Here is a 12,194-nt window from a genome sequence, read left to right as displayed (position 1 = left end):
TGACCCTCAGGAAGCCTCCGGCGACGGCACCACGGCCACCGGGCACTCCGCGTGGTGCAGCACCCCGTGTGCGACCGAGCCGATCCGCGCGCCCACCGCCGTACGGTGGGCGCGTCGCCCGACGACCATCAACTGGGCCCGTGCCGCGACCGACAGCAGCACCTGCCCCGCGCTGCCGATCTCCACGTGCTCGACCACCGGCACGTCGGGGAAGCGCTCCCGCCACGGCTCCAGCGCCTCGGCGAGGCCCTTCTTCTCGTACGGCTCCAGGCCCCCGGCGTCGTCGAGGAGCTTCATGGAGGCCGGGCTGTAGGCGAACACCGGCGGCAGGGTCCACGCCCGTACGGCACGGACCGTCGCGCCCCGCGCCGCCGCTGTCTCGAAGGCGAAGCCCAGCGCGGCGGCGCTGTCCTCGGGGTCGCCGTGCTGCCCCACGACGATCTCGCGCCCGGCGGCCTCCCCGGCGGCTTCGTCCCCGGCACGCACCAGCACGACGGGTCGTACGGAATCGGCGATCACCTGCTGGCCGACGGAACCGAGCAGGAAGCCGACGACGGGCCCGTGGCCGCGTGAGCCGAGGACCAGGAGTTCGGCGCCGGCCGCGGCGGCGGTCAGCGTGTCGACGGGGTCGCCCTCCAGGACGTCGGTGGTGACGTCCAGACCGGGGTGGCGTTCGGCGACCTCCCGGGCGGCCTCGTCGGCCGCGTCCCGCACCCAGCGGTCCTGGGTGTCCCGGTCCCCCGCGTCGAGGGCCTGGTGCTCCTCGTACCGCCAGACATGCACGACGCTCAGCGCCAGCCCCCGCCGTACGGCCTCCCGGCCCGCCCAGGCGAGTGCGGCGAGGCTCTCCGCCGATCCGTCGACCCCTGCGGTGATCGGTCGTGTCATGCGGTGGCCTCCCGGTGGTGCGGTCACGTGCGTCGGGCCCAGTCTTCACTACGGTGCCCGCATGACCTTGGAGTGGGAGCAGGTAGTGGTGGACTCGGCCGATCCCGTCGCGCTGGGACGCTGGTGGGCCGAGGCCCTCGGGTGGGTGGTGGTGGGCGAGGCGCCGGACGAGTTCGAGATCCGGCCGGAGCCGGAACGGCTCCCGGGGCTGCTGTTCGTGCCGGTGCCCGAGGGCAGGACGGTCAAGAACCGGCTGCATCTGGACTTCCGGCCCGACGACCAGGAGGCCGAGGTGATCCGGCTGCTCGCGCTGGGGGCGCGGACCGCGGACGTCGGGCAGGGCGAGCAGTCGTGGGTGGTGCTGACGGACCCGGAGGGGAACGAGTTCTGCGTGTTGCGCTCCCGGCGCCCCTGAGGCCCCCGTCTCGGGTGTAGCGGAGCGCGACACGGCGATCGACCATACGATGGTGGGGAGCCGGCGCGGTGACAACGGCGCCGCCGTGCCGTGAAGCCGACCACTCGGGGTGGGAGACGTATGGCACAGGCCGCCGAAGCCGCGCGGACCGTCATCATGACCGTGGACGACGATCCGGGAGTATCCCGCGCCGTCGCCCGTGACCTGCGGCGGCGCTACGGCGAGTCGTACCGGATCGTCCGCGCGGAGTCCGGCGAGTCCGCGCTGGACGCGTTGCGTGAGCTGAAGCTGCGCGGGGATCTCGTGGCCGTGATCCTGGCCGACTACCGCATGCCGCAGATGAACGGCATCGAGTTCCTGGAGCAGGCCCTGGATGTCTATCCGGGCGCGCGCCGGGTGCTGCTGACCGCGTACGCGGACACGGACGCGGCGATCGACGCGATCAACGTCGTGGACCTCGACCACTATCTGCTGAAGCCCTGGGACCCGCCGGAGGAGAAGCTCTACCCGGTCCTGGACGACCTCCTGGAGGCCTGGCGGAACAGTGACTACCGGCCCGTGCCCGCCACGAAGGTGGTCGGTCACCGCTGGTCGGCGCGCTCCTCGGACGTGCGGGAGTTCCTGGCCCGCAACCAGGTGCCGTACCGCTGGTTCTCGGCCGACAGCCCGGAGGGCCTGCGGCTGCTGTCCGCCGCCGGGCAGGACGGGCAGCGGCTGCCGCTCGTCATCACGGCCGAGGGGAACGTCCTGGTCGAGCCGGAGGCGACCGAACTGGCCACCGAGGTCGGGCTCGCGACCACACCGACGGCCGACTTCTACGACCTCGTCGTCATCGGCGGCGGCCCGGCCGGACTCGGCGCGGCCGTCTACGGGGCCTCGGAGGGGCTGCGGACGGTTCTCGTCGAGCGGTCGGCGACCGGTGGGCAGGCCGGGCAGAGTTCGCGGATCGAGAACTATCTAGGGTTCCCCGACGGGGTGTCCGGGGCTCAACTCACCGACAGGGCGCGGCGGCAGGCCGGAAAATTCGGCGCCGAGATCCTGACCGCCCGCGAGGTCACGGGACTTGAGGTCAGCGGCTCCGCACGCGTCGTACGGTTCGCGGACGGCTCGGCGGTCGCCGCGCACGCCGTGATCCTGGCGACCGGTGTGTCGTACCGGCAGTTGGAGGCTCCCGGCACGCCGGATCTGACCGGCTGCGGGGTCTACTACGGCTCGGCGCTGACCGAGGCGGCCTCCTGCCAGGGGCACGACGTGTACATCGTCGGCGGCGCCAACTCGGCGGGCCAGGCGGCGATGTACCTGGCCCGGGGCGCCAAGTCGGTGACGCTGCTGGTGCGCGGGGGCTCGCTGGCCGCGTCGATGTCGTACTACCTGATCCAGCAGATCAACGAGGCCGAGAACATCTCGGTGCGCACCGGCACGGTGGTCGACGCCGCGCACGGCAGCGACCATCTGGAGCAGCTCACCCTGCGCGACACCGAGAGCGGGAGCACCGAACTCGTCGACGCGCAGTGGATGTTCGTGTTCATCGGCGCGGCCCCGCTGACCGACTGGCTGGACGGGTCGGTGCTGCGGGACGAGCGCGGGTTCATCCTGTCCGGGCCGGACCTCAGCGCGGACGGAAAGCCGCCCGCGAGCTGGGAGTTGGACCGGGCGCCGTACCACCTGGAGACCAACATCCCCGGCGTGTTCGTGGCGGGCGACGCCCGCGCCGAGTCCGCGAAACGCGTCGCGTCCGCCGTCGGAGAGGGAGCCATGGCCGTGATGCTCGTCCACCGCTACCTGGAGCAGTCATGAGCGGGCAGGTGCTGCCGTGCAGCCCACAGGAGATCGGCACACTGTTCCTGTTCGAGAAGCTGACGCCGGAGCAGCTCGGCCGGCTGTGCTGCGACGGGCAGGTGGAGCAGTTCGAGGCCGGTCCCGTCTACACCGAGGGTGACCCCGCGACCTGCTTCTACGTCATGATCGAGGGCACCGTCGTGCTGTCGCGGCGGGTCGGCGGCGACGACGTGGAGGTCGCCCGGACCTCGCAACGCGGCGTGTACACGGGCGCGATGCAGGCCTACATCGGGGACCGGGTGCAGCAGGTGTACCTGAACTCGATGCGGGTGACGGAGCAGACGCGGTTCTTCGTGCTGCCCGCCGAGACCTTCGCGGCCATCATGAGCGAGTGGTTCCCGATGGCGGTCCATCTGCTGGAGGGGCTCTTCTTCGGCCAGAAGAGCAGCCAGTTGGCGATCAGCCAGCGTGAACGGCTACTGGCGCTCGGCTCGTTGTCCGCCGGGCTGACGCACGAGCTCAACAACCCCGCCGCCGCTGCCGTCCGGGCCACCTCGACGCTGCGCGAGCGGGTGGCGAAGATGCGGCACAAGCTGCGCGTCATCTCCTCCGGACCGTACTCGCGCGAGGCCCTCGCGAACCTCATCGACATCCAGGAGCGCACGGCCGAACGGGTCGCCAAGGCACCGACGTTGAGCCCCCTGGAGGCCTCGGACCGCGAGGACGCGCTCACCGACTGGCTCGACGACCACGGCATCATGCAGGCCTGGCAGATCGCGCCCACGTTCGTGCAGGCCGGTCTCGACATCGACTGGCTGGACCAGGTCGCGGCGGCCGTCGACGAGGACGTCCTCCAGGCGGCGGTCGGCTGGCTCAGCTACACGGTCGAGACCGAGCTGCTGATGACGGAGATCGAGGACTCCACGACCCGGATCTCGAACCTGGTCGGCGCCGCGAAGCAGTACTCGCAGCTGGACCGCGCGCCCTACCAGGTCGCCGATGTGCACGAACTCCTCGACAGCACCCTGCTGATGCTCGGCGCAAAGACCGGCGCCCGGATCAAGGTCGTCCAGGACTACGACCGGACGCTCCCGAAGATCCCGGCCTACCCGGCCGAGCTCAACCAGGTGTGGACGAACCTGATCGACAACGCGGTCTCCGCCATCAACAGCACAGGCGGGGAAGGCACGTTGACGGTGCGGACGGCTTTGGTGCGCGATCAGCTCATGGTGGAGTTCCGTGACACGGGGCCCGGTGTTCCGCAGGAGATCCGCGGCCGTATCTTCGATCCGTTCTTCACCACCAAGCCGGTGGGCGAGGGCACGGGGCTCGGGCTGGACATCTCCTGGCGGATCGTCGTCAACAAGCACCACGGCACCCTCCAGGTGGAGTCGGTGCCGGGCGACACCCGTTTCCAGGTCCTGCTCCCCCTCACCGCCGCCGACAACGAGACGCCCGAGGAGCCCGCATGAGCGACATCGCCGGAATCGACCCCAACGTCCCGCCGAGCGGCGCCGGTTGCGTGGAGTGCGACGCGGCGGACGGCTGGTGGTTCCATCTCCGGCGGTGCGCGCAGTGCGGCCACGTCGGCTGTTGCGACGACTCCCCCGCCAAGCACGCCACTGCCCACCACCAGTCCACGGGGCACCCGTTCATCCAGAGCTACGAGCCGGGCGAGGACTGGTTCTGGAACTTCACCACCTCCGAGCTCTACGACTCCGGTCCCGAGCTCACCGCCCCGGTGAGCCACCCGAAGGACCAGCCTGTGCCGGGTCCCGCGGGCCGCGTTCCGGCGAACTGGGCCGAGACCCTGCGCTGAACCCCGGCCCCGCCGCCGGGCGGGGGCCGTCTCCCGCCCGGTGGCCAGGTGCGTTGTCAGAGGCGCGTGCCAGGATGGGGACGTGTCGCAATCCGTAGCAGCAGCGCCGCTCATCGGCCGGGACGAGGAACTCGCCCGCCTCGCCGGTGTGCTGGAGCGCGCCCGCGCGGGTACGGCGGGGGCCGTGCTGATCGCCGGGGACGCGGGCGTCGGCAAGACACGGGTGCTCGACGAGGTTGCCGCGCGGGCGGCGGGCGCAGGGATGACCGTCCTGACCGGGCACTGTGTCGACCTCGGTGACGTAGGTCTGCCGTATCTCCCCTTCACCGAGATCCTCGGGGTGCTCGCCGACGACGAGCGCTTCGCCGCCGCGCTGGCCTCGCATCCGGCGGTCGACCGGCTGCTGGGCGCCGGTTCGGACGCGGCGCGGGACGCGGGCGGCCGGCTGCGGCTCTTCGAGGGCATCGCCGGACTGCTGGCGGATCTCTCCGACATCGCTCCCCTGCTCCTGGTCCTGGAGGACCTGCACTGGGCCGACCAGTCCTCCCGTGACCTGCTCCGCTTCCTGCTCAGCCGCGGCATCCTCCAGCGCCCGGCGGGCGGCGCGCCCACCCACCGCCTCGCGGTGTTCGCGTCGTACCGCGCGGACGACCTCCACCGCCGCCATCCCCTACGGCCCCTGCTGGCCGAGCTGGTGCGGCTGCCCGCCGTGGAGCGCCTGGAGCTGCGGCCCATGGGGGACGCGGAGGTCGCCCGGCTGGTGCGCGCGCTGCGCACGGGTCCGGTGCCGGACGGCACGGTCCGCCGGATCGTCGAGCGCGCCGAGGGAAACGCCTTCTACGCCGAGGAGTTGCTCGCGGCGAGCGACATGGAGGCGGGCGGGGTGCCGAGCGGTCTGGCCGACGTCCTGCTGATCCGTTTCGAGCAGCTCTCCGACACCGCCCAGCAGGTGCTGCGCACCGCCGCCGTCGCCGGGCGCCGCGTCGAGTACGACCTGCTGCGGGACGCGGTCCGACTCCCCGAGGACGAGCTGGAGTCGGCGCTGCGCGAGGCCGTCGAGCGACAGCTCCTGGTCCCCGGGCACAGCGACACGTACTCCTTCCGGCACGCCCTCGCCCGCGAGGCGGTGTACGCCGACCTGCTCCCCGGCGAGCGCTCCCGGCAGCACGGCGCGTTCGCCCGCCTCCTCGCCGGCCGCGGGCACCCGGCCGAGAGCGCGGCGGAGCGCGCCCACCACTACCGCGAGAGCCACGACCTGGCCGAGGCACTGGCCGCCTCCCTGGAGGCCGCCGACCACGCCCAGCGGGTGGGCGCGCCCGCCGAGGAGCTACGGCATCTCGAAACCGTTCTCGATCTGTGGTCGTCGGTCGACCCGGGGGCCCGGCCGTCGGGCGAGGGCGTCGGCAGTGTGACCCTCACCCTGCGCGCCTCGGCCGCGGCCGCCCACGCCGGGGACTCGCATCGCGCGGTCGCCCTCACCCGGTCCGCGCTCGCCGGGATCGGCCAGGACACGGACTCCGAGCTGGCCGCCCGGGTCCGCTACACGCTGGCCGGGAATCTCATGGACGTCGACAGCCTCACGGCCGCGTTCGCGTACAGCAGCGAGGCGTTGGCGATGATCCCCGCCGAACCGCCCTCGCCGACCTGGGTGTGGGCGGCGGCCACGCATGTGCTGGCGGCGCGTCAGGTCGGCGACGACGAGACCGCCCTGCGGGTCGCCCGCCAGGCCCTGCGCACCGCCGAGGAACTCCGACTGACCGACGCCCGGGCCGACTTGCTGATCTCGCTGGCGACGCTCGAGAAGGGCGGCCGGCGCACCCGGGAGGGCCGGGAGCGCCTCGCGCAGGCACGCGAGCTGGCCCGGCAGGCGGGGCACGCGCCCGTGGAGATGCGCGCCCTGTTCCACCTCGCCATCGGCAGCTTCGAGTCCGGGGACCTGGAGGAGTCACTGCCCTGGCTCGCCGAGGGGCTGGACCGGGCCCGTCGCGCCGGGCTGCTCTCCTCGCCGTATCCGCTGGAGATGCGCTATCTCCAGCTCCTGGTGCTGTACACGCTGGGCCGCTGGGACGAGTGCGTGAAGATGGCCGCGAATGACGCGGAAGTGCTGCCGCACGCGGGCAGGTTCACGATGGGGCCCGCGCTGTATGTGGCGCTGGCGCGCGGTGACTTGGGGGCGGCGGAGCGGGCCCGGGCTCTGCTGGACGGGCCGTTCGACTGGATGGCCGTGATGGTGTCGAGCATCGCGCTGATCGACGCGGGCGCCTTCCAGGGCGACCCGGAGGCGGCCGTGAAGCAGGTGCGCACCGCGGTCGCCGCGCTCACCGACGACTCAGGGTGCCGGCCCGCCCTCACGGTCCGGCTCGCCGCCCTCGCCCTGGCCGCGGTCGCCGACCGGGCCGCCGCGCTACGGCTGACCGGCGACGAGGCGGGAGTGCGCCGCTGGACGGACACCGCGACGGAACTCGTCGAGCTCGCCCGGTCCGTGGCCGGCGCGGGTGGCGCCGCCCGACCCCAGGGGCCGGAAGGACAGGCGTGGCTGGCCCGCGCCGAAGCGGAGTGGGTGCGGGCGGCCACCGGACCGGACGTGGCGGCCTGGGAGAAGGCGGTGGCCGCGTTCGACTACGGCGATGTCTATGAACGGGCGCGGTGCCAGTTCCGGTTCGCGGAGGCCCTGTTGGCGGCCGACCGCCGTGCGGAGGCGGCCGCCCAGGCCGGTGCGGCACGGGAGACGGCCGCCCGGCTCGGTGCCGCGCCCCTGCTCGCGCGGCTGGACACGCTGATCCGCCGTGGCCGCCTGGGCGACCCGGCGCCGGACGCCGGGGACCGCCCCTCGCCGCTGACGGCCCGCGAGCGGGAGGTGCTGCGGCTGCTCGCGCTGGGCCGCAGCAACCGTCAGATCGGCGAGGAGCTGTTCATCACCGGCAAGACGGCGAGCGTCCACGTCTCCAACATCCTCGCGAAGCTGGGCGCCGCGAGCCGTACGGAAGCGGTGGCGATCGCCTATCGCCAGGGGCTGATCACCCCGGAGGCGACGGCGTCCGGCTGAGGTTCACTTCGCGCAGTCGAGGCTCTTGAGGTCGACGGCGTCGGCCATGGCCGCCATCCCCTTGTCGTTGGGGTGGATGTGGTCACCGCCGTCGAGGAAGGGGAGCATCCTCTCCTGGTCGTAGGGGCTGCGGAGGATGCGGTCGAAGTCGGTGACGGCGTCCAACTCCCCGCTGCTCCTGATGAATTGGTTGACCTCCTGGCGTACCGCCTCGGCCGCCGGGTCCCATTCGGGCCAGCCCTTGAACGGGCCGACCGTGGACCCGACGACACACTTCCCGGCCGCGTGCGCCCGGTCGATGATCTCGCGGTAGCCGGCGATCAGGTCCTGGGCGGTGACGCCGGAGTGGGCCTTGAGGTCGTTGACGCCCTCGAAGAGGAACACCGTGCGGACGCCGGGCTGGGACAGCACATCGCGCTGGAGCCGGTTGAGGGCGCTCTGCCCGGCGCCGTCGGCGAGGACCTTGTTGCCGGAGATCCCTTCGTTGGCCACGCCCTTGACGGTCGTGTCGGACTTCTGGAGCCGCCGGGCCAGGTAGTCGGGCCAGCGCCGGTTGAGGTCCGTGGTGGACGCCCAGCCGTCGGTGATGGAGTCGCCGAGCGTGACCACGGCACCGATGCCGGCGCTCGGCCGTACGTCGACGGCGTCGAGGTAGTACCAGGAGCCGATGCTGTCCGTCCAGGCCGCGGCGCCCTCCTCGCCGGTGTGGTCGCCCTGGGTGGCGTACGACGTCTGCATGGCCATGCCGTGGCCGGTCGCCGGGCCCGCCGCGTCCGGGGAGTGGATGCTGACCACCAGGTTGGTCGCGGCGGGCAGCCGGCCGGACAGCGGGTCGCTGTAGGCGACCGCGCCCGCGGGGATCGTGACCGACCGCTCGCCGCCGAAGGTGAGCGGCCGGTTGGAGCCGGGCACCAGCGCGGCGCCCGCCCGCTGCACACCGGCGTAGACGTTGTCGAAGGTCAGCGGCCGGTCACCGAAGGCGTTGGAGAGCCGGATCCGCAGATCGCTGCCGGCGACACTGGTGTGCACGATCAGGCGGTAGCTGCGGTCGGCGACGCCGTCGCCCAGGTGATCGGCGCTCGCTCCCCAGGTGATGACGGGTTTCGGGGAGTTCGAGGCCTCCACCTGTGCTTGCGGTTGTGCTTGGGGCTGTGCGTGCGCGGGTCCGGCCTGGATGGCGGCGGCGAGCAGGAGGAGTGCGACGGTACGGCGCAGTCGTGCCCGTCCGGCGGTCACCGGGCGAAGTCCTTCAACGTGACGGATCCGCCGGGCTTGACGGTCACGGTGCGGGTCTTCCCACCGTGGGCGACGGTCGTGGTGCGGCCGCCGACGCTGCGGATCTTCGCCTCGGTGGGCTTGCCGTTCTTCCAGCGCAGGTCGACGACGAAGCCGCCGCGGACACCGGCCCCGGTGATCGAGCCGGACTCGGCCCAGGCGTCCGGGAGGGCGGGCAGCAGCTCCACATGGCCGGGGCGGGAGTACAGGAGCATCTCGGTCACGGCCGCCGGGGTGCCGAAGTTGGCCTCGATCTGGAAGATGCCGCGGCCCTGTTCCACCTCGTAGATGTCGAAGAGGTTGAAGGCGGTGCCGTTGGTGCCGTTCTCGGACGGACGGAGGTTGTTGACGATCAGCTGGTAGGCCTTGTCGGCGTCCTTGAGGCGGGCCCAGCACAGGCTGCGCCAGGCGTTGGCCCAGCCGAAGCTGTTCATGCCGCGCGCGGTGAGCAGGGCGGTGGCGCCGTCGACGATGTCCTTCGGGGTGGAGCCGTCGGGGCGGATGCGGTCGCCGGGGAACAGGTTGATCAGCGGGGACAGGTGGCGGTGGGTGGTCTCGCCGAGGTTGTCGGGCGACATCCACTCCTCCAGCCAGCCGGACGTAGGGCTCACTTCGGGCAGATACAGCCGCCTGCGCAGTCCCGAGATCGTGTTCGCGAACCCGCTGTCCCGCTTCAACTCCGCTGAAGCCGCCGCGTAGTTGCCGAAGAGGGTCCACACCACTTCCTGGGCGTAGGTGTTGCCCCTGCCGTCCTGCGGACCGTGCTCCGGCGACCAGTCGTGGTCCGCGACCAGTACCTCCTTCCCGTTGTCGAGGGTGGTGGTGATCAGCCGCGCCTCCCAGAACTCGCAGGCGCCCTTGAGGAGGGGGTAGATCTTCTCCAGGTGGGTGCGGGAGTGCGTGAACTCGTAGTGCTCCCAGAGGCTGTTGCTCAGCCATGCGTTGCCCGCCGGGTGCCACCACCAGCCCAGTCCGCCATAGGGGTTGGTGGAGAAGGCGACGGTCCAGCCGGCGACCTTTCCGCTGGTGTTGCGGAAACGGTTGCGGGAGTCCTGGAACAGCCGGTGGGTGAGGTCGGTCCAGGACGACAGCTGGTCGACGCAGTAGTCGGTGAAGGCGTCGAAGGACGAGGACAGACCCACCCGGTCGGCCATCCAGTAGTTCATCTGGATGTTGATGTCGGTGTGGTAATCGCCCATCCAGTCCGGGTCGTTGCCGTCCAGCCACAGGCCCTGGAGGCCCATCGGCAGACTGCCGCGCGAGCCGGAGACCATGAGGTAGCGGCCGAACTGGACGTAGGCGGCCTCGAGTTCGGGGTCCGGGTCGCCGCTGGTGTGACGTGCCTGGATCCGCTCCCAGGTGTCCAGCGCACGCTGGTCGTCGGACGACGTGCCGAGCGAGAGCTCGAACGTGCCGAACAGGGCCCGGTAGTCGGCGACATGGGTGCTCAGCAAGGTCGCGGCCGAGTGCTGGGCGGCGGCGCGGACCTTGGTGCGGGCGAGCTTCAGCGGGTCGAGCTTGGGGTCGCGGAAGCCGCGGGCGGCGTCCGGCGCGTAGTTGCTGCCGCCGCTCACCACGACGGTGAGGTCCTTGCACCCGGAGAACTCGATGTGCGCGCCGTTCACGGTGACCTTGCCGCCGGTGCCGTACGCGGTGACGGCGGCCCCGTACTTCAGGCCGTTGGCGAACTGGGCGCCGAAGGAGAGCGCGGCGGCCTCGCCGTGCGTTCCCTCCAGCGTGACGGTGCCGGTGTAGCGTCCGCCGCCGCTCTGCGAGAAGTGGAGAACGATCGCGTCGTCGGGGCTGCTGGAGAAGACCTCCCGCCGGTACGTCACCCCCGAGCGGACGTAGGAGGCACCCACCACTCCCCGGTCGAGGTCCAGGGTGCGGCGGTAGCCGGAGACGGCGCCCAGGTCGTGGTCGGGGATGTCGACGGTGAGCCGGGCGAGCAGGGTCAGGGACCCGAAGTCCGCGCGGCCGTAGGGGAATTGGCCGTCGGAGTCGAGGGTGCCGTTGAGGCCGCCGGTCCAGATCGTGGCGTCGGTGATCAGGAGGACCTCGTGGCCCGGGTCGTTGCTCGCGAGGGCGCCGAGCCGGCCGTTGCCGACGGGAAGGCCCTGTTCGATCATCGAGGTGTCGCCGGCCGGGGCCTGCCACCACAGGGTGTTGAGTGAAGTACCGCTGTCGTACGAGGTGTTGGCGGGTCGCTGGGGTGCGGCCGAGGCGGTGAAGGCGGGCAGGCCGGCGAGGGCGCCGGTGGCCGCGGCGAGGGCGAGCAGATTGCGTCTGGGCAGGTCGGGCAGTGCACTGGACATGGCGGTCTCCGAAAAGGTCGACTCAGGAGGAGGAGTTGGGCACGTCGATCCGGTCGATGTCCGGCGCGTAGCCCGAACCGCTGTCGAAGGTGATCGTGTTGGCGCCCGCCTTCAGGGTCACCGGCACGCTGACCGTCCCGACGGTCCCCCAGTCGCCGGTGGACGGGAACTTGTGGCTGGTGGCGCCGTTGCCGTTCGAGGAGACGCTCGCCGAGCGGGAGTCGCCGCTGACGTAGGCGATCTTCACCTGGTAGGTGCCGGCCTTGGCGGCGACGACGTTGTTGATGGTGAGCTTGCCGCCGACGTAGAGGTTGCCCACCTTCTTGCCGCCGGAGCAGGCCGAGCAGTCGGCGATGTTGGCGTTGCCGCTGAGGGTGTTGGTGGTGGCCTCGGCCTCGTAGGCGGTCGTGGTGACGGCGCTGCCGCGCGGGGTGACGGTGAAGAGGCGGGAGCCGTGGGCGGGCAGGGCCTGGGTGACCTTGTTGGTGTAGGTGCCGAGGTCCTCGTGGTTCCAGAGGTCACGGACGGCGGCCTTGCCGGTGAAGCCGAGGGTCGTCCAGTTCGCGGAGACGGCGGCGGGGGCGTCGGCGAGGTTGAACAGGGCGACGGTGTAGGTGCCGTTGGGGTTCTTCGCGGCCCACACCTGCTGGGCGTCCG

The 12,194-nt window shown here is 71.9% G+C and carries 9 protein-coding genes; 5 read left to right on the top strand and 4 right to left on the bottom strand.

Going from position 1 to position 12,194, the window contains the following annotated elements; all coding sequences use genetic code 11:
- Nucleotides 1-6: 6 nt before the first annotated feature.
- Nucleotides 7-888: a universal stress protein gene (locus tag ACNFOC_RS13340; protein WP_416959325.1), complete on the bottom strand. Its 882-nt coding sequence runs from the start codon at nucleotides 886-888 to the stop codon at nucleotides 7-9.
- Between the two features lie 61 nt (nucleotides 889-949).
- Between ACNFOC_RS13340 and ACNFOC_RS13335 the strand changes: the two genes are divergently transcribed.
- From ACNFOC_RS13335 to ACNFOC_RS13315, 5 genes are all read left to right on the top strand, one after another.
- Nucleotides 950-1,303 carry a VOC family protein gene (locus ACNFOC_RS13335; RefSeq protein WP_416959324.1) on the top strand — a complete coding sequence of 118 codons (354 nt, stop codon included), beginning with the start codon at nucleotides 950-952 and terminating at the stop codon, nucleotides 1,301-1,303.
- Between the two features lie 120 nt (nucleotides 1,304-1,423).
- Nucleotides 1,424-3,100, top strand: a complete 1,677-nt coding sequence (locus ACNFOC_RS13330) for an NAD(P)/FAD-dependent oxidoreductase (RefSeq protein WP_416959323.1) — start codon at nucleotides 1,424-1,426, stop codon at nucleotides 3,098-3,100.
- A complete protein-coding gene (locus tag ACNFOC_RS13325) occupies nucleotides 3,097-4,554 on the top strand; it encodes an ATP-binding protein (protein WP_416959322.1) in 1,458 nt (485 codons plus the stop codon). The genes ACNFOC_RS13330 and ACNFOC_RS13325 overlap by 4 nt, the downstream gene beginning before the upstream one ends.
- Entirely contained in the window at nucleotides 4,551-4,901 is a 351-nt protein-coding gene (locus ACNFOC_RS13320; protein WP_366094737.1) for a UBP-type zinc finger domain-containing protein, read from the top strand. Before ACNFOC_RS13325 ends, ACNFOC_RS13320 begins: the two co-directional genes overlap by 4 nt.
- An 82-nt stretch (nucleotides 4,902-4,983) precedes the next feature.
- Nucleotides 4,984-7,947 carry a helix-turn-helix transcriptional regulator gene (locus ACNFOC_RS13315; RefSeq protein ID WP_416959321.1) on the top strand — a complete coding sequence of 988 codons (2,964 nt, stop codon included), beginning with the start codon at nucleotides 4,984-4,986 and terminating at the stop codon, nucleotides 7,945-7,947.
- A gap of 3 nt (nucleotides 7,948-7,950) precedes the next feature.
- Here the strand turns inward: ACNFOC_RS13315 and ACNFOC_RS13310 are convergent, their stop codons facing one another.
- The 3 genes from ACNFOC_RS13310 to ACNFOC_RS13300 form a co-directional block, all read right to left on the bottom strand.
- The gene (locus tag ACNFOC_RS13310; RefSeq protein ID WP_416959320.1) at nucleotides 7,951-9,183 is read right to left on the bottom strand and encodes an SGNH/GDSL hydrolase family protein; all 1,233 of its coding nucleotides are present in this window, start codon (nucleotides 9,181-9,183) and stop codon (nucleotides 7,951-7,953) included.
- Nucleotides 9,180-11,537: a glycosyl hydrolase family 95 catalytic domain-containing protein gene (locus ACNFOC_RS13305; protein WP_416959319.1), complete on the bottom strand. Its 2,358-nt coding sequence runs from the start codon at nucleotides 11,535-11,537 to the stop codon at nucleotides 9,180-9,182. The genes ACNFOC_RS13310 and ACNFOC_RS13305 overlap by 4 nt, the downstream gene beginning before the upstream one ends.
- Before the next feature lie 22 nt (nucleotides 11,538-11,559).
- Nucleotides 11,560-12,194: CBM35 domain-containing protein (locus ACNFOC_RS13300; protein WP_416959318.1), on the bottom strand; the 635-nt coding region annotated here is incomplete at its 5' end.

The sequence above is a fragment of the Streptomyces colwelliae genome (assembly GCF_048158785.1).
Lineage (GTDB): Bacteria > Actinomycetota > Actinomycetes > Streptomycetales > Streptomycetaceae > Streptomyces.
Note: the sequence above shows the minus strand (reverse complement) of the source record. Positions and strands in the feature narration are given on the sequence as shown.